General features: G+C 68.9%; 16 protein-coding genes. 8 read left to right on the top strand and 8 right to left on the bottom strand.

Annotated features, from left to right (window positions below; genetic code table 11):
• Positions 1-3: 3 nt before the first annotated feature.
• From RUR49_RS10395 to RUR49_RS10380, 4 genes are all read right to left on the bottom strand, one after another.
• Complete coding sequence (locus RUR49_RS10395; protein WP_409146284.1) at positions 4-318, bottom strand: hypothetical protein; 315 nt, start codon at positions 316-318, stop codon at positions 4-6.
• A 43-nt stretch (positions 319-361) separates the two neighbouring features.
• Complete coding sequence (locus RUR49_RS10390; protein ID WP_409146283.1) at positions 362-2446, bottom strand: molybdopterin oxidoreductase family protein; 2085 nt, start codon at positions 2444-2446, stop codon at positions 362-364.
• A 236-nt stretch (positions 2447-2682) separates the two neighbouring features.
• Positions 2683-3105 (bottom strand): nucleoside-diphosphate kinase, encoded by a 423-nt coding sequence (gene ndk / locus RUR49_RS10385; RefSeq protein WP_409146282.1) that lies wholly within the window; start codon positions 3103-3105, stop codon positions 2683-2685.
• Between the two features lie 186 nt (positions 3106-3291).
• Positions 3292-3990 (bottom strand): glutathione S-transferase family protein, encoded by a 699-nt coding sequence (locus RUR49_RS10380; protein ID WP_409146281.1) that lies wholly within the window; start codon positions 3988-3990, stop codon positions 3292-3294.
• 159 nt (positions 3991-4149) lie between these two features.
• On the opposite strand from RUR49_RS10380, the gene RUR49_RS10375 reads away from it, so the two are divergent.
• Entirely contained in the window at positions 4150-4659 is a 510-nt protein-coding gene (locus RUR49_RS10375) for a DinB family protein (RefSeq protein ID WP_409146280.1), read from the top strand.
• A gap of 21 nt (positions 4660-4680) precedes the next feature.
• On the opposite strand, the gene RUR49_RS10370 is transcribed toward RUR49_RS10375, so the two are convergent.
• Together RUR49_RS10370 and RUR49_RS10365 are read right to left on the bottom strand one after the other, a co-directional pair.
• Positions 4681-4974 carry a hypothetical protein gene (locus RUR49_RS10370; protein ID WP_409146279.1) on the bottom strand — a complete coding sequence of 98 codons (294 nt, stop codon included), beginning with the start codon at positions 4972-4974 and terminating at the stop codon, positions 4681-4683.
• Between the two features lie 510 nt (positions 4975-5484).
• Complete coding sequence (locus RUR49_RS10365; protein WP_409146278.1) at positions 5485-6315, bottom strand: cyclase family protein; 831 nt, start codon at positions 6313-6315, stop codon at positions 5485-5487.
• Positions 6316-6593: 278 nt separating this feature from the next.
• Here RUR49_RS10365 and RUR49_RS10360 point away from each other — a divergent pair, with 278 nt between their 5' ends.
• From RUR49_RS10360 to RUR49_RS10340, 5 genes are all read left to right on the top strand, one after another.
• Positions 6594-7043: a sugar dehydrogenase complex small subunit gene (locus RUR49_RS10360; RefSeq protein WP_409146277.1), complete on the top strand. Its 450-nt coding sequence runs from the start codon at positions 6594-6596 to the stop codon at positions 7041-7043.
• A 6-nt stretch (positions 7044-7049) separates the two neighbouring features.
• Positions 7050-8669, top strand: coding sequence for a GMC family oxidoreductase (locus tag RUR49_RS10355; RefSeq protein ID WP_409146276.1), 1620 nt, complete (start codon positions 7050-7052; stop codon positions 8667-8669).
• Positions 8670-8971: 302 nt separating this feature from the next.
• Entirely contained in the window at positions 8972-10846 is a 1875-nt protein-coding gene (locus tag RUR49_RS10350; protein ID WP_409146275.1) for an ABC-F family ATP-binding cassette domain-containing protein, read from the top strand.
• A gap of 108 nt (positions 10847-10954) precedes the next feature.
• Positions 10955-11665 carry a carbonic anhydrase gene (locus tag RUR49_RS10345; RefSeq protein WP_409146274.1) on the top strand — a complete coding sequence of 237 codons (711 nt, stop codon included), beginning with the start codon at positions 10955-10957 and terminating at the stop codon, positions 11663-11665.
• Between the two features lie 4 nt (positions 11666-11669).
• Positions 11670-13382, top strand: coding sequence for a solute carrier family 23 protein (locus RUR49_RS10340; RefSeq protein WP_409146273.1), 1713 nt, complete (start codon positions 11670-11672; stop codon positions 13380-13382).
• Between the two features lie 27 nt (positions 13383-13409).
• Here the strand turns inward: RUR49_RS10340 and glk are convergent, their stop codons facing one another.
• On the bottom strand, positions 13410-14369 hold the full coding sequence (gene glk / locus RUR49_RS10335; protein ID WP_409146272.1) for a glucokinase: 960 nt from the start codon (positions 14367-14369) through the stop codon (positions 13410-13412).
• Between the two features lie 225 nt (positions 14370-14594).
• Here glk and RUR49_RS10330 point away from each other — a divergent pair, with 225 nt between their 5' ends.
• The gene (locus tag RUR49_RS10330; RefSeq protein WP_409146271.1) at positions 14595-15815 is read left to right on the top strand and encodes an acyl-CoA dehydrogenase; all 1221 of its coding nucleotides are present in this window, start codon (positions 14595-14597) and stop codon (positions 15813-15815) included.
• A 49-nt stretch (positions 15816-15864) separates the two neighbouring features.
• Positions 15865-16671 (top strand): 4-hydroxy-tetrahydrodipicolinate reductase, encoded by an 807-nt coding sequence (gene dapB / locus RUR49_RS10325; RefSeq protein ID WP_409146378.1) that lies wholly within the window; start codon positions 15865-15867, stop codon positions 16669-16671.
• A 45-nt stretch (positions 16672-16716) separates the two neighbouring features.
• Here dapB and RUR49_RS10320 read toward each other — a convergent pair whose 3' ends face one another.
• Positions 16717-18066: a DUF1501 domain-containing protein gene (locus RUR49_RS10320; RefSeq protein WP_409146270.1), complete on the bottom strand. Its 1350-nt coding sequence runs from the start codon at positions 18064-18066 to the stop codon at positions 16717-16719.

Below are 18066 nucleotides of genomic sequence, written 5' to 3'. Positions count from 1 at the left end.
CGGTCAGGCGCCGCAGGTCGGCAGCGCCGCCAGCACCGCATTGCGCGCCGGGCCGACCAGCGGCCGCGTATAGGACACCGTCGCCACTTCTTCCGGCTTCAGGTCCTTGAACACCTTGTTGGTGACGCACTGGCAGCGCCGGACCGCGGTGTCGCGCGCTTCCGTCATCTCGGGCCGCCGCCAGATCTCCACCACGCACGCGTCCGTCAGCTGCCGCTTCAGGCCGTCGACGTCGACCACGATCGCATCCTGAGCCGCCAGGGGCCCCACCATACCCGACGCGACGACCACCGCCGCCACCCACGAAACCATCCGCATCATCATTCACCTGCACGGACGCCCGGCCCTGCGGCACGGCGCGTCACCCGATCCCGATCCAAATCCGATTGTCGTGGAAGGCCGCGCCGCCGAACGGTGCCACCGGGTCCGCGCCGGTGAGCACGTTGATGCCCTCACCGTCGAGGAAGGCATCGTTCGGCCAGAGCCCTTCCGAGATCACCACGCCACGCTTCAGCCCGTCGAACAGCGCGACGTGCAGCCGCACCTCCCCCCGCGCGTTGCCGATGCGGGCGATTGCCCCCTCCCCGAGACCGAGCGCCGCGGCATCGTCCGGGTGCATCAAGAGCGTCGGCCGCTTCTCGCGGGCGAGCGACGACGGCGTCTCGTTGAAGGTGGTGTTGAGGAACGAGCGCGACGGCGCCGTGACGAGGCGGAACGGCTCGGCCTCGCTCGCCTCCTCGATCACCGGCCAGTAGTCCGGAAGCGACGGGGCGTTCGCCCACGGCCCCATCGCCCCGGCGTTGGCGAACGGCACCGCGGGCCAGTCCGGCCGGAAGCGGAACTTGCCGTCGGGATAGGCGAAGCCGTCGAGATAGTGCGCGGTCCGGAAGTCGGGCTGCATGTCGCGCCAGCGGCGAGCCTCGAGCTCGTCGACGGTGCCGTAGCCGGAGGCCTGCAGCATCCAGTCGACGTGCTCGCGCGGGCTCATGGCGAAGCCCGGGTGCTTGGCGCCGAGGCGGCGGGCGAGCTCGACCTGGACGAAGTGGTTCTCCCGGCACTGGCCTGGCGGCTGTACCAGTTTCGGCCCGTAGAGCAGGTACTGGTGGCCGCCGCCCTTGTAGATGTCGTCGTGCTCGGTGAACATCGTCGCCGGCAGCACGACGTCGGCCATCCGCGCCGTCTCCGTCATGAACTGCTCGTGCACGGCGAGGAACAGGTCGTCGCGCGCGAACCCCGCCGCCACCTTGCGCTGCTCCGGGCAGACAGCGGCCGGGTTGGTGTTCTGCACGATCATCGCCTTCACCGGCGGACCGCCGATCAGGGCGTCGGCCTCGCCGACGAGCACCGGTCCGAGGCGCGACTGGTCGAGCTGGCGCGTCGCCGGGTCGACGACGTCGAGCCCCTCGATCATCGTCTTGTCGAGCCGGTAGATCGCGCCGTTGTTGTGGAAGGCGCCGCCGCCCTCGTGCTGCCAGAGGCCGGCGACGGTGGCGATCGAGGCTGCCGCGTGCATCGAGACGACGCCGTTGCGCGAGCGCGTGAAGCCGTAGCCGAGGCGCAGGAAGCTGCGCGGCGTCGTGCCGATCATCCGCGCGAAGGCCTCGATCTCGACGACCGAGAGCCCGGTGATCGCTGCCGCCCATTCCGGCGTGCGCGACTTCAGATGCTGCTCGAGCTCCGCCGGGCAATCGGCGTATTTTGCGAGATAATCCCGGTCGGCATAGCCGTCGCGGAAGAGCACGTGCATGACCGCGCAGGCGAGCGCGGCGTCGGTGCCTGGCTTCAGGATCAGCGCGAGGTCCGCCTGGTCGACGGTGGCGTTGCGGTAGACGTCGACGACGACGATCTTGGCGCCCCGCGTCTTCCGCGCCTTCACCGCGTGGGTCATCACGTTGACCTGGGTGGCGACCGCATTGGTGCCCCAGATGACGACGAGGTCGGCCACCGCCATCTCGCGCGGATCTGGTCCGGCGAGCAGACCAGTGCCGGCGATGTAGCCCGTCCAGGCCGGGTTCACGCAGATCGTCCCGAAGGTGCGCGAGTAGCGTTTGGTGTGCGTCAGCCGGTTGAGCCCGTCGCGTTGCGCGAGCCCCATCGTGCCGGCGTAGAAATAGGGCCACACCGACTGCGCCCCGAAGCGCGCCTCGGCGTCCACGAACGCTTCGGCGATCCGGTCGAGCGCGGCTTCCCATGAGATCGGCTCGAAGCGGCCGGAGCCCTTGGGGCCGACGCGGCCGAGCGGGTGCATGAGGCGGTCAGGATGGTTGGCGCGCTCGGCGTAGCGGGCGACCTTCGCGCAGATCACGCCGGCGGTGTAGTCGTTGTCGGGCGCGCCACGGACGCGGCCGATGCGGCCATCGCCGCGCACCTCGACCTCGAGCGCGCACGTCGACGGGCAGTCGTGCGGACAGGCGGAAGCGCGGACGATGACAGCTTCGGCGTTCATGCCGGATCCTCATGCGGGCCGGTGCGGCGGGAGGAGCGCGGCGCCACGGCTGGCGGATCGACTTTAGACCTCATCCAAGGCGCGGCAAGCGCGCGGTGGCGAGGTTGACGGCCGCGTGATCCCCGATCGGCGCTCAGCGACCCCGCGTGTCCGGAAAGCCACAGGCGGTGCACCTCCCGGAAACGAAAAAGGCCGGCCAACCGGCCGGCCTTGTCCGTCTCAACCTTCGGCCAGGCTCAGCCGGTGATCTCGCTCTCGGAGAAGAAGAAGGCGATCTCCTGCTTGGCGGTGTCCGGGCCGTCGGAGCCGTGGGCGGAGTTCTCGCCGATCGACACGGCGAAGTCCTTGCGGATGGTGCCGGGCTCGGCCTTCGACGGGTCGGTGGCGCCCATCACTTCGCGGTTCTTCAGGATGGCATTCTCGCCTTCCAGCACCTGCACGACCACCGGGCCGGCGGTCATCGTCTCGACGAGCTCGCCGAAGAACGGCCGCTCGCGGTGGACGCCGTAGAACGCCTCGGCCTGGGCGCGGGTGATGCGGATGCGCTTCTGGGCGACGACGCGCAGGCCGGCCGACTCCAGACGGTCGACGATCTTGCCGGTGAGGTTGCGCCGGGTGGCGTCCGGCTTGATCATCGAGAAGGTGCGTTCGATCGCCATTTTCGTACGGGCTCCGGTCGTTTCTGGCCGCGAATGCGGTGGGAATTGCGCGCGGACGTATAGCCGCCGGCCGCGGGAGCGACAAGGCGGCCAGCGCGGCGGTGTTTCGCCCTGATCGATACGCCGCACCGCCGCGTTGCGCCGCGACGTGTTGGCGCCGCGACGTGCAGCGGTCCTGTCGCGGGATCAGGCGGTGACGGCCCGACGCCCGAGCCCGTCATAGAGGTCGAGGCAGCGCTCGAACCAGGCGTGCACCGGGTCGTCTTCGGCGAGGATCGCGACCGGGCTGGTGATGCGCGCCCACTGCAGGGTGCCGAAGACGCAGTAGTCGGACATCAGCGGCCCCTCCCCGCCGAGGAACGGCTGCAGGGCCATCGTCGCCCTGAGCGGCTCCAGCGCCGCGCGCACGGCGTCGACGCGGGCCTGCGACTTGTCCTCGATCTCCTCCAGCGACTTCGAGAACCGCGCTTCGCGCGACCGGCGGAAATAGGCCTGGTCGGCCGGCTCGAGGCGGTCGTGGATGTCGCGGACGACGATGCGCACCAGCGGCGCATGAAGCTGCGTCACCGCCCAGCGGTCGACAAAGCGCGCCGCCGCCCGTCCGCCCGGCCCGCCATAGAGGCTCGGCCGTCCGTGGTAGGTGTCCTCCAGATAGTCGGTGATGGCGAGGCTGTCGGCGATGATGGTGCCGCCGTCATCGAGGATCGGCACGGTCTTGAAGCGACCGCCGAGCACGTCCGGGATGCCGGTGAACGGCACGGCATGCGTCTCGAAAGCGAGGCCCTTGTGGGCGAGCGCCAGCTTCACCCGCCAGCAATAGGGCGAGAAGCGGCGGTCGCCGGTGCCGGAGAGATCGTAGAGGACGCGGGTGTGCGAGGCGGTCATGCGGAATTCCCCGAAGCGATGGGCGCGGCGATTGCCGTCCGTCTGCGGCGCTTGCCTTACGCCTAAAGTATGTCAGTATCCCTGACCTATAAGTCAGTCCACCGACGGCGGCCGCCCACCATAGCGGTTCGCCCGCGGCGGCGAAGACGGGAGATGACGATGGTCGAGACCCTGTTCCCCATGCTCGCCCGCTACAACGCCTGGGCGAACGAGCGCGTCTACGCAGCAGCCGGGGCGCTGGACGACTATGCGTTGCGGATGGACTGCGAGGCCTTCTTCGGCTCTGTCCACCGCACGCTCAACCACCTCATCACGGCCGACCGGATCTGGATGCGGCGCTTCACCGGCGAGGGCCCATCGCCGCGGGCACTGAACGAGGTGCCCTACGACAGGTTCGCCAACCTTGCCACCGCCCGCCGCGCCGAGGACGCCCGCATCATCGCCTGGGTGGAGGGCCTCTCGTCCGCCGAACTCGCCGGCCGCTTCCGCTACCAGCCGATCACGAATCCCGTCGACATCGAACAGCCCCTCGCCCCGGCGCTGCTGCATTTCTTCAACCACCAGACCCACCACAGGGGCCAGTGCCACGCGATGCTGACGCGGCTCGTCGGCAAGGCGCCGGAGCTGGACCTGATCATGTTCCAGCGGGAGAGCGGGATGGGGATGTAGTGGTGGCGGAACAATGGCAGGTCAGGGAGGCGCACTGGCCTTCGGTGAGTACTTGTAGTCCCGCAGACGCCTACGGCACCGCTCCAATTCATCGGGTGTGAATAGTGGGTGCCAGCGCGCATTCTCCAGAATGAGTGCTTCGACAGTCAAATCGAGGCGGCCTCGTTCATAAAGTGCAGTGTACCCGTCGGAGGGATTTCGAGCGTTGATGAGCTGCTTCGCAGTCGCAACGCCTTTCATCCTCGTCAGCATTCCGAGAAAGATGGTGGCATTGTAGCCGGTTTCGTCCTTTGCCCGGCGGTAGATGCTGAACATGGCCGCATCGAAGGCTTCCGTCTCAGACATAGCGCGCAATCATCGGAAGGAGTGAGCCGAGGCACGGACTGTCAAGCGAAGCGACTGGTCTCTGCCTTCGGTTCATCGGGATCCACTCAACCATTCCGTCATCGCCCGGCTTGACCGGGCGATCCATTCAGGCTGAGGCGCCTATCGTATCCTCGGCATGGATGCTCCGGTGTGAACACTTGGAAGGGGCATCCAGGCAGCGGAGACTACGAGCATTAGGTGCTTGGGATGGATCGCCCGGTCAAGCCGGGCGATGACGGATTGGGGGTGGGGACGCGGGGCAGAGAGCTTTGTCACGACGTTCCGGATGCCATGGACGGCGAAGCCGAATGAGGGTGCGTGCAGGCGCTCCACTTCGCTCGGCCCGCCTCCCATTCAAACCGAAGTCGGACGGGCAATAGGACAGCCGCGCAGCCGGTCAGCGACGGCCTTCGGAACCAGCCAGCGCAGAAGGACACCGACCGACGGGGGTGCTCCCCATCACACCAGCGCGATCAGCCGGCTTGGCCCACCCGTGCCGTCCTTCACCTTCGGCGCGCCGACCACCAGGGTCGACCCCGTCGCCGGCACGTCGTCGAGGTTGGCGACGCACTCGAGGCCCCAGTGGCCGGAGGGGAGCCAGGAATAGTGGACGGCGAAGTCCTTCGAGTTGCCCGGGTCGAGCGACAGCGTGTCGACGGCGATGCCGACGACGTTCTTGGCCGACAGCGCATCGGTCGCCGCCTTGCTGAAGCCGGGGAAGCTCATGGCGCCCGCCGCGTCGGCGTTGCGGAAGCCGGGCGTGCCGACCTTCGACGACCAGCCGGAATTCATGGCGACGCAGGCGCCGGCGGGAATGGCGCCGTTCGCGGCCTCGAAGGCGGCGATGTCGTCCGCCGTCACCATGTAGTTCGGATCGGCGGCCGCCTTCGCCTTCACGTCGATGACGCAGAGCGGCACGACGAGTGAGCCGACCGGGATCTCGGCCACCGACTGGGCGCCGCTGTCGGCCTTGGAGAAGTGCAGCGGCGCGTCCATGTGGGTGCCGACGTGCTCTTCGAGCGTCCAGATGTTGAGGTTGTAGCCGTCCTTGTCGATGACGTACTTCGGCTTGATCTCGATCGCCGGGATGCCGGGGAAGGTCGGGAAGTCCGGCGCCAGCACGTGGGTGAGGTCGACCGCCGCGGTGAAGGTCGCCGCCCGCGCCGGCACCGCCGAGGCCTGGAAGACCGTGGCGGCCGCCGCCGTCGCCCCGAGGCCGCCGACGCCCTTGAAGAAACCGCGCCGCGAAAGCTTGCGCGTGATGAACTCCTGACAGCCCGGAACACACATGGCCTGATCCCCTCCGTGGAACGACGGTTCCCGTCGGCCGATCCTAGGTCACCGATTCAAAAAGCGCATCCAAATCGTCGACGAGGTTGCGCTGGCGGCAGGGGAAGGCGCTGAATGGCGGGCGCCGCTTGCAGTTCGGCATCGGCTTCGCACAAGCCCCGGGCGCCGCGCGCGGCAAGCGTACCGCAGAGGGCGTCGCTGTCGTCGCCGTTGCATGACGTGTGCTTCGGCAGGGAGTCAGGTCTGGTCTCGTCGCTGGATATCGCGGAAGGTTCGTGATGACTTGGATTGTTTCCCGGCGAAGAGTGCTCCGAAACGGCGCGTTGACAGCGTCCTTGCTGGTCGGCTCCAAAATCCTCGCTCCCGGCAGCGCCATCGCGTCTCCCTCGCTCGAAGCGTTCATCGCAATGTCGGCAAAACTGACCGGGCAGCCTTCATTGAATGACGATATGGGCAAGACTATCCTGGACGCCTTCATAGCCTCGGGACAGGGCGATGACATCGCCGCGCTCATTGCCGATCCAGCGCCTGAAAACAGCAAGTCGAAGATTGCCAATGCGGTTGTCGCTGCCTGGTACAGCGGGATTTCACCACTCTCGGGCGCCAATCAGGTAACCGGCTTCAACGAAGCGCTGGTCTGGAGTGCCCTGTCCTATACCAAGCCGTGGGGATCGTGTGGAGGCGACGCCGGTTACTGGAGTGAAGCGCCCCTCGGGGAGGAGCCCTGACCTCTCATGACGGACAGCTTCACCACCGACATCGCCATCATCGGATCCGGTGTCGCTGGCGCCCTGATCGCCGCACACCTCGCCGAGAAAGGTCTGAAGGTCACGATCCTGGAAGCCGGAGACGAGGTTGACCGTTCGGCCGCCGTCGATCGCTACTGGTCGGCAGCGATCAAGGTGCCGGAATGCCCCTATCCTCCGGTGCCACAGGCCTTGCACCCGGTCTCCGACGACCTCGATTCCTGGTATCAGCAGACGGGGCCCGACAAATTTGCGAGCACCTATCTGAAGACGGTCGGAGGCACGACCTGGCATTGGCTGGGGACAGCGCTGCGGCTGGTGCCCAACGACTTCGAGATGCGCACGCGCTTCGGCCAGGGCCAGGACTGGCCGATCAAGTATGCCACGCTGTCTCCATACTATGACAAGGCGGAGAACGAGCTTGGTGTCTCAGGCGATGGAACCGCCGATCTCGGTGCGCCGCGGACAACCGGCTATCCCATGCCTGCGATTTCACAGACCTTCCTGGACAAGGCCTTCACCTCGGCTCTCGAGGGATCCGCCTATGAGGTGCGTTCCACGCCACAGGCACGCAACTCGAAGGATCAACGCGACCGCCCTGCCTGCTGCGGAAACGCGAGCTGCATCCCGGTCTGCCCCGTGCAGGCGAAATATGATGCAACGGTCCATGTGGCCCGCGCCACCAAGGCCGGTGCCGTGCTGCTCAGCAGAACCAATGTGGTGGCGCTCGAGACCGACAACGACAACCGGATCACCGCCGCGAAGTTCACGCGCTGGGATGGCAGCGCGGGATCGCTGCAGGCACGCTATTTTGTGCTGGCAGCGCACGCGATCGAAAGCCCACGGCTCTTGCTCAACTCTGCAAGCGAGATCATCCCCAACGGCGTAGCGAACGGTTCCGGCCAGGTGGGCCGCAATCTGATGGATCACCCGACGCAGCTTTCATGGGCTCTCGCAAACAATCCCGTCTTCCCCTTTCGCGGCCCGCTCTCGACATCGGGGATCGAGAACCTGCGCGACGGTGATTTCCGGCGCTTGCGTGGCGCCTTCAGAATAGAGATCGGGAATGACGGCTGGTCCTGGCCGACCGGTGCCCCGATCTCGACGGCCGTTGACCTTGCCAACCAGGGACTACGCGGCAAGGACCTTGATGAGGCGCTCCGCCGACAGACCTCTCGCCAGGTCCGCCTCGCCTCGCTGGTCGAGCAACTGCCTGACCCTGACAACCGCGTCACCCTCGATCCAGCCAAGCGGGACATGTATGGCATCCCGCTGCCGCGCCTTTCCTACCGCATCGACAGTTATGTGCAGGCAGGCCTGGCGGCAGCGCGGACGGCTCATGAAGACATCTTCCAGCGTCTTGGTGTCTCGGAAATGCACCACAGCCCGCAGCCGAAGGGAGCCGGCCATATCATTGGAACGCTTCGAATGGGCTCCGACCCGAAGACGTCCGTCGTCGACGGCGATCTGCGCAGTCACGATCATTCGAATCTCTTCGTTTCCGGTTCCGCAGTATTCCCGACATCAGCCACGGCAAACCCAACCCTCACCATCGCGGCGCTGGCCTTGCGGCTTGCCGACACGATCCAAAGCTCGGCTCAGCAATAGTGTGTTATACTTTCCCCACCTTTCCTTGATCTGAGCTTCAGCAACGCACATTTTGGCACATTGCGCTGCCGCCAGGGCCGAGCGGCGGGAATCTCCCAGTGCGGTTCAGAACTGTCCTCTCGTCCGCCCGCGGCACACCGCGGGGTTTGTTCGGCAGCAAGGGCACGATGAACCTCCACTCGACGTCGGTCAGTTGGGAGCGGCGCGGCGTGCCGCCTGCGACGAAACGGCAAACCGTCGATCGGATCTGTTGCAGCGCAGCGATTGTCTAACGCGCCGAAAGCGGGCACATCAGCGCCGTCATGCTCACGATCTCAGACCTCACCTATCGCATCGCCGGCCGCACGCTGCTCGACAAGGCGAGCCTGCTCGTGCCCGCGCGCACCAAGATCGGCTTCGTCGGGCGCAACGGCGCCGGCAAGACGACGCTGTTCCGGCTGATCACCGGCGAGATCAGCCCCGACGGCGGCGAGATCTCGATCAACCGCGGCGTTCGCATCGGCCAGGTCGCGCAGGAGGCGCCCGGAACGGAGCAGTCGCTCGTCGAGGTGGTGCTGGAGGCCGACAAGGAGCGCACCGAGCTTCTCGCCGAAGCCGAGACCGCGACGGACCCCGACCGCATCTCCGAGATCCATGTGCGGCTTGCCGACATCGAGTCCCATTCGGCGGAAGCGCGGGCGGCGGCGATCCTGTCGGGCCTCGGCTTCGACGCGGCGGCGCAGGCGCGGCCGTGCTCGTCGTTTTCCGGCGGCTGGCGGATGCGGGTGGCGCTCGCCGGCGTGCTGTTCTCGGCGCCGGACCTGCTGCTCCTCGACGAGCCGACAAACTATCTCGATCTCGAGGGCACGCTCTGGCTCGAGAATTATCTCGCGCGCTATCCGCACGCCGTCGTGCTGATCAGCCACGACCGCGACCTCCTCAACAAGGCCGTCGACACCATCGTCCACCTCGACCAGGGCAAGCTCGTCTCCTATCGCGGCGGCTATGACAGTTTCGAGCGCCAGCGTCTCGAGGCGCAGGCCCTGCAGATGAAGTCGCGCGAGAAGCAGATCGCCGAGCGCAAGCACCTGCAGGCCTTCGTCGACCGCTTCCGCGCCAAGGCCTCGAAGGCGCGCCAGGCGCAGTCGCGGATGAAGCGGCTGGAAAAGATGGCGACCATCTCCGCGGTGGTGGAGGACAACGTCCGGCCGTTCCACTTCCCGAAGCCGACTGCGATCCTCGCGCCGCCGATCATCACGCTCGACGGCGTCTCGGTCGGCTACGTCCCGGACAAGCCGGTGCTGTCGCGGCTGTCGCTCCGCATCGACGACGACGACCGCATCGCGCTGCTCGGCTCGAACGGCAACGGCAAGTCGACGTTCGCCAAGCTGATCGGCGGCCGGCTGCCGCCGCTGTCGGGCCACATGATGCGGGCGCCCAAGCTCAACGTCGCCTTCTTCGCCCAGCACCAGCTCGACGACCTCATCCCGGCGCAGTCGGCGGTCGAGCACGTCCGGGCGCGGCTGCCGCACCTCGGCGAATCGCAGATCCGCGGCACCGTTGACCGCTTCGGCCTGCCGACCAACCGCATGGATACGCCGGCCAAGGACCTGTCGGGCGGCGAGAAGGCGCGCCTGCTGATGGGGCTCGCGACGCTCGGTGGCGCCAACCTGATGATCCTCGACGAGCCGACCAACCACCTCGACGTCGACAGCCGCGCCGCGCTCGTCGATGCGGTGAACGGCTTCGAGGGCGCCGTCATCCTGATCAGCCACGACCGGCATCTCGTCGAATCGACCGCCGACCGGCTGTGGATCGTCGCCGATGGCGGCGTGCGATCCTATGACGGCGACCTCGAGGACTACCGCCGCCTTGTCCTCGGCAACACCCGCGAGAACCGCGGCGGGCGCGACGGCGAGAACTCGCAGGCCCGCCGCAAGGCCTCCGCCGACCGCCGCGGCCAGCTCGCGCCCCTGAAGAAGCAGATCTCCGAGGCCGAGAAGAAGGTGGAAAAGCTGCAGGCGGCGATCGCCCGCCTCGACGCCGCGATGGCCGATGCCGCCGCCTTCACCGCCGACCCGCAGCGCGGCACCCGCCTCGCCAAGGAACGCGCCGACGCGGTGCGCTCGCTCGCGCGGGCCGAGGAGGAGTGGCTGGAGCTGTCGTCGAGCTACGAACAGGCGATGGCGGCGGAGTAGCCGGCTGCTCTTCGGTTTCGTCAAACTTTTCCTGCGCGCCACTTTCCGCTACGCAGGGTAGCGCCGCGCAGACGGCCGCCTTCGACCTGCCACGAGAGCGAGGAACGCGTGACAGATCAGCCATCCGGGGGCGGCGACGCTCCGCACCACGCCTGCCGCGACATCGGTCATCTCGTCGAGGGCGTGCGCCGTTTCAAATCGCGCTTCTACGCGGAGGCGCCAGCGCTGATGCGCCGCCTCGTGGCCGAAGGCCAGGAGCCGGCGACCTTGATGATCTCGTGCTCGGATTCGCGCGTCGACCCGGCGATCCTCTCCGGCGCCGGCCCGGGTGAACTTTTCGTGGTTCGGAACGTCGCCAATCTCGTGCCGCCCTACGCCCCGGATCAGGGCCTGCACGGCACCGGTGCCGCCATCGAATATGCGGTGCGCGACCTCAAGGTCGATCACATCGTCGTCCTCGGCCACGCCCACTGCGGCGGCATCCGGGCGATGCTGGCGACGGCCGGCGGCGACCGGCCGCCCCGCGACTTCATCGGCCCGTGGGTCGAGACGGCGCTGGCGGCGAGCCGACTCCACGTCGCCGATCCGACCGCCGAGGACGGCCGTCGCGAAATGCCGCTCGACCGCCTGAAGGAGGTTCCCTTCCTCGCGGAGCGGGCTTCCGTCCTGGGCTCGCTCGATTCCCTGATGACCTATCCGTGGGTTCGCGAGCGCGTCGAGGCGGGGACGCTGGTCCTGCACGGCTGGTGGTTCGACCTCGACACCGGCGACCTCTGGGCGACGGACGCGCCCGGCCAGCCGCTCATGCCGGTCACCTGAGCCGATGCGCAAGCCCGAAGGGCTGGTCTACGGCTTCAACGACCTGCCTCCGCCGCGTGTGGCGGTGTTCGTCGCCTTGCAGCAGCTCGCCTTCCTGACGGCGCTGCTCGGCGTCCCGGGCCTCGCGATGGCCAATCTCGGGCTGAGCACGGAGGTGTTCCTGCACCTCTCCAGCGCGACGCTGCTGGCCGCCGCCATGGCCGTGCTGCTGCAAGGCATCGGCCGCTTCGGCCTCGGGGCCGGACTGTTCTACCCGCTCCAGTGCACCACCGCGGCGATCCCGGCGCTGCTGTTCGCCAGCCACGAAGGCCTCAATCCCGGTCAGAGCTTCAGCATGGTGGCGGTGGCGGGCCTGACGCAGGTGCTGTTCAGCTTCGTGATCGTTCGGCTGCGCGGCATCTTCACCGTCGAGATCGCTGGCCTCGCCATCTTCCTCATCGGCGTCGGCCTCGGGCAGCAGGGGCTGATCCTCATCATCGATGGGCCGGCGCAGGAGCACATGGCCACCCTGCATTACGCCATTTCGGGGCTCACCCTCGCGACCCTCGTCGGCCTCCACATCTACGTCCGCACGCGGCTGCGGCTGTTCACGACGCTGATCGGGCTGAGCGTCGGCTTCGCCGCCAGCGCCGCGTTCGGCCTGCTCGATCCGAGCGCCGTGGCGCTGTTCGATGCGGCGCCGCTCTTCGGTCTGCCGCGGTTGCCCGTCTTCGGCTGGGGCTTCGACGAGCACGCCATCATCCCGTTCGCCGTCACCGGCTTCGTCTTCGCGTTGACCTCCATCGGCGTCCAGACGATCGCCCAGCGCAACAACGACGCCGACTGGAAGTCGCCGGACCTCGTCTCGATTTCCCGCGGTGTCCGCGCCGAGGGCGTCGTCCACCTGGTCGGATCGATGATGAACGCGCTGCCGATGGTCGCCTCCGGTGGCGCCGTGATGCTCGCCGCTGCCTCCGGCTGCACCAGCCGGGCGCTGGCGTTCTGGACGGGAGGTTTCCTCGCGCTCGCCGCAGTGCTGCCGAAGGTGATCGGCTTCTGGCTGATGCTGCCGTCCGGCGTCACCGGCGCGCTCTTCCTCTTTCTGTCCGCCTTCACCACCGTCTCCGGGCTGCAGCTCGTCGGATCGCGCATGCTCGACGGGCGCAAGGTGCTGGCGATCGGGATCGGGTTCGTCACCGCCATCGCCTACGAACCCATCCGCGCGCTGCTCGACGCGCGCCTGCCCGAACTGCGTCCCGTGACGTTCTCTGCCTTCGCCGTTTCGGTGCTGGTGGCGGTCGGCCTGCTGGCGCTGTTTCGCATCGGTGCCGCCCAGCGCGTCACCCGCCGCTTCGATTCGGCCTCCGCCTCGCACGACGACGTGGCCCGCTTCCTCGAGGCGGAGGGGCGCCGCTGGGGGGCGCGCCACGACGTCGTCCATCGTGGCGCTCATGTCGCCTGGCAGGCGATCGAGCTCCTCGGAGACGGCCTCGTCGATCCTGCGAGGCCCGAGATCGAGGTCGAGACGCGCTACGACGACCTCTTCTTCGAGGTGATCGTCCGCTATGTGGGGACATTGCCGGAGCTATCGGGCGCGCCCCCCTCGGCGGAGGACCTGGTCGACAATCCCGACCTCACGCGGTCGCTCGCGGGCTACCTCATCCAGCGCCTGTCTCCGGTGCTGGTGACGCGGTCGGTCCGCGGCCTGCACGAACTGCACTTCCGCCTGCCGCTCTGAGTGGCGGCGCAGTCGCGCCGCTCCGCCTCATCCCGGCGCGGGATGGTCGAGCCGCGCCGCCGCGCCGTGCAACGCCGCCCAGGGGGCGACGACGACGTTGAGGGGGGCGTCCTTCAGCATGCGGCCGACGCGGCCCTTGTCGTGGAAGCGGGACAAGAGCTGGCTTTCCGGCACGAGCGGCAAGAGGCGCGGCGTGATGCCGCCGCCGATGAAGGTGCCGCCGGTGGCGCCCAGCGTCAGCGCCACGTCGCCGGCGACGGAGCCGAGGATCGCCAGGAAGCGGAGCAGCGTGGCCCGGGCCGGACCGTCGGCGGCGAGGCCGGCGGCGGTGATCGCCGCGGCGTCGGTCAGCCCGTCGTCGGGGCGGCCCTCGATCTCTTCCAGCGTCTGGTGGAGCAGCACGAGGCCGGCGCCGGACAGGATGCGTTCGGTCGAGACGCGATCGTAGCGCTGCGACAGGCGGGACAGCACCTCGCGCTCCAGCGCATCGACCGGGCCGAAGGAGACGTGGCCGCCCTCCCCCGAGATCGGCACCCAGCGACCCGGCCCGATCGGCAGCAGGCCGCCGACGCCGAGGCCGGTGCCGGGACCGACGACGGCCAGCGGCTCGGTCGCGCGCACCGGCATCGCCGGGCCGACGGGCACGATGTCGGCGCCGGTCAGCCGCGGCAGCGCCAGAGCCTGGGCGGTGAAGTCGTTGATGACGTCGAAGCGGGCGAGCGCGAGGCGCTCCTTGGTGGCGCTCTTGGAAAACACCCACGGCGAGTTGGTGAGCTTGATCAGGTCCTCGTTCACCGGACAGGCGACCGCGACGGAGGCCTGCTCGACCGGAACGCCTCCGGTAAAGGCGAGAAATGCCTCGGCGATGCCGAGATAGTCCCGCACCGGCAGGACCTTGACCCCGAAGGGTTGCCCTGCGGCGTCGAGCCAGGCGAAACGGGCGTTGGTGCCCCCGATGTCGGCGACGACGGACTTGGTCGGCTGCATGGCCCCTCCCGGCCGGGTCTCTGTGCCGCGACCTTGGCTTCGCGACGGACGGCCCCATCTTGCGATAAGACCCGCGGCACGGCGCAGTTCCCGCGCCGCGGGCGACAAGGTCGGTCGTGCTGTGCCCGAGCGCAAGCGCGAACCTTGCTCACACCGGCACCTTGCGCGAATGTGCCGGCTGATCGTCACGTCCGCCGTGCCAGCCTGTTTCGAGGAATCCGTTCGATGTCCGCACCCGCCGAGAAGTCCGGTCACACCGCCGCCGCAGCCGCCTCCTTCGTCTGGGAGGACCCGTTCCTGCTGGAAGCGCAGCTCACCGAGGACGAGCGGATGGTGCGTGACGCCGCGCGCGACTACGCCCAGGAGAAGCTGCAGCCGCGGGTGCTGTCGGCCTTCGCCGAGGAGCGCTTCGACCGCGAGATTATGACGGAGCTCGGCGCGCTCGGCCTGCTCGGCTCGACGATCCCCGAGGAATACGGCGGCGCCGATGCCTCCTACGTCGTTTACGGGCTGGTGGCGCGCGAGGTGGAGCGGGTCGATTCGGGCTACCGCTCGGCGATGAGCGTGCAGTCGTCGCTCGTCATGCACCCGATCTACGCCTATGGCGACGAGACGCAGCGCAAGCGCTACCTGCCGAAGCTCGCCACCGGCGAGTGGGTCGGCTGCTTCGGCCTCACCGAGCCCGACCACGGCTCCGACCCCGGCTCGATGCGCACCCGCGCCGAGAAGGTGTCGGACGGCTACCGCCTCACCGGCTCGAAGATCTGGATCACCAACGCCCCGATCGCCGACGTCTTCATCGTCTGGGCGAAGTCGGAGGCGCACGGTGGCGCCATCCGCGGCTTCATCCTCGAGAAGGGCATGAAGGGCCTCACGGCCCCGAAGATCGAGAACAAGGTGTCGCTGCGCGCCTCGATCACCGGCGAGATCGTCATGGACGGCGTCATCGTGCCGGAGGAGAACCTGCTGCCGAACGTCTCCGGCCTGAAGGGCCCGTTCGGCTGCCTCAACCGCGCCCGCTACGGCATCGCCTGGGGCGCCATGGGGGCGGCCGAGTTCTGCTGGCACGCGGCCCGCAACTACACCCTCGACCGCAAGCAGTTCGGCCGGCCGCTCGCCGCCAACCAGCTGATCCAGAAGAAGCTCGCCGACATGCAGACCGAGATCGCGCTCGGCCTGCAGGGGGCGCTGCGCGTCGGCCGCCTGATGGACGAGGGCAGCGTGCTGCCGGAGGCGATATCGCTCGTGAAGCGCAACAACTGCGGCAAGGCGCTCGACGTCGCCCGGATGTCGCGCGACATGCACGGCGGCAACGGCATCTCCGGCGAGTACCACGTCATCCGCCACATGGTGAACCTCGAGACGGTCAACACCTACGAGGGCACCCACGACGTCCACGCCCTCATCCTCGGCCGCGCCCAGACCGGCATCCAGGCGTTCTTCTGAGAGAGCCGTTGATCTGAACAGCTAGCCGGCAAACCAGAGCAAGGAGCCGATCATGGTCCGCATCACCCTGGTCGGCGCGACCGGCTGGGTCGGCAAGGCGCTGGTGGCGGCGATCACCACCGCCGGCGACCTGACGCTCGCCGCCGCCGTCGCGCGCTCCGCCGCCGGCCGCGACGCCGGCGAGGCGGCCGGGCTCGACCCCGTCGGCGTGCGCATCGTCGCGACGCTGGACGAGGCGCTGGAGGCGCCGTCCGACGTCGTCGTCGACTACTCGAAGCCGAACGTCGTCAAGGGCCACGTACTCGCCGCGCTCGCCGCCGGCCGCCACGTCGTCGTCGGCACCTCCGGCCTCGGCGCCGACGACTATGCCGAGATCCACGACGCCGCGGTGACGCTCGGTCGTGGCGTCGTCGCGGCCGGCAACTTCTCGATCACGGCGACGCTGCTGCGGCGGTTCACGCTGGAGGCGGCCAAGTACGTCGCCGACGTCGAGATCATCGACTACGCCTCCGCCAAGAAGCCCGATACGCCGTCGGGCACAGCCCGCGAGCTCGCCGAGATGCTGGCGGCCGTGCGGCAGGCCCCGACCTCGAAGCCCGTCGCGGAGCTCTCCGGCCTGCCGGCGACGCGCGGCGCGGCCGTCGGCCAGCCGACGCCGGTGCAGGTGCATTCGCTCAGGCTGCCGTCGTTCGTGCTGTCCTGCGAGGCGGTGTTCGGCGCGCCGGACGAGCGGCTGACGATCCGCCACGACGCCGGTTCGTCCGCCTTGCCCTATGTCGCTGGCACGCTGCTCGCGGCTCGAAAGGTCGGCACGCGCTCCGGCCTCACACGCGGCCTCGACGCGCTCCTCGACTGAGCGCCCCACCCGCAAGGCGGGGCGCCCTGCCCTCAGCGGCTGCCCTCAGAGCGAAGCGCCGGCCTGTTTCGCCCGGTAGCGCGCTATCGGCGGCAGCGGGCGCTGGCGAACCGGGCGACCGGTGTCCGCCGCACTCGACACCCGCTCCCGGTCGCCGCCGGCGACGAGGGTCGTCAGCGGCGCGATCTTGGCGGACTCCGGGAAGATCGACTTGTCGAGCATGCCGGCGGGCACGTCGAGGTGGCCCCGCAGCACGCCCTTGAAGACGGCCCTGAGGTCCGTCGTGGCGCGCAAGTCGCTGTCCTCGAAGAGCTTGCTCGGCGCCAGCCCCGGCCAGTCGCCATAGACCTTGCCGCCGGCCACCGCGCCACCGGCAAGCAGCGCGACGGTGCCGACGCCGTGGTCGGTGCCGCCGTCGCCATTGACGCGCGCCGTGCGGCCGAACTCGGTGGCGCAGATCACCACCGTCTTCTTCCATGCGGAACCGACCGCCTTGCGGAAGTCGGCGATCGCCTCGTCGAGTTCCGCCAGACGGTCGGCGAGGAAGCCTTCGGTGCCCCCCTGGCCGGAGTGGGTGTCCCAGTTGCCGACGGAGAGGACCGCGATGCGCGGCCCGTTCGCCTCGGCGAGCAGGTGGCCCGCGCCGCGGAAGCCCTTGCGGAGCGCACTGACGTCCGCATCGTCGGAGGCGTCCGCCTTCAAGGCGAGATTGTTCGCCTCGATGCCGCGGGTGAGCGCCGAGTAGAGCGGGCGGTCGACCTCCTCGTAGACGGAGAGCAGCGGCCGGCGGATGTCGCGGCCGGCGGGCGTGAACCACGTCGGCGACCAGCCGAGCACCGGCGCCGGACCGCGCAGGATGAGCGGCGCCTCGCCGACCTGGATGGCGCCGCGCTTCACCACCGGATCGCCGCTCGGCAGCGCCGACAGCAGACGGTTGAGCCAGCCGGTCGAGTTGACCGCGCCGACGCCTGGCAGGCCGTTCTCGAGATTGTCCTGGCAGTCGAAGTGCGAGCGGTTGCGCAGCGGCACGCAGGTGGCGTGCACGACGGCCGCCTCGTTCCTGCCGAACAGCTTGCCGAAGGTCTTCATCGCCGGATGCAGGCCGAAATCGCTGTCGAGCTTGATCGTCGCCGACGTCGGGATGGCGATGTCCCCGCGCAGCCGCGCGTAATCGCGGTCGCCGGTCGGCACCACCACCGAGAGCCCGTCGGTGCCGCCGCGCAGCACCACCACGAGCAGTCGGGCGTCGCCGTCCGCGGCCATCGCGTCGCGTGGCAGATAGGCGGCCGAGAACAGGCCGGCGGTGACCCCCAGCATGGCGCGGCGGGTGATGAGCAGGCGCGACTCGGCGCAGCCCTCGGCTGCGGCGCGCCGCAGATCGTTCGGATCGCGCAT

The organism is Pseudoxanthobacter sp. M-2 (assembly GCF_046156265.1).
Lineage (GTDB): Bacteria > Pseudomonadota > Alphaproteobacteria > Rhizobiales > Segnochrobactraceae > CAMDHY01.
The sequence above is the reverse complement of the archived record's forward strand: the minus strand, read 5'-3'. Positions and strand labels throughout refer to the sequence as shown.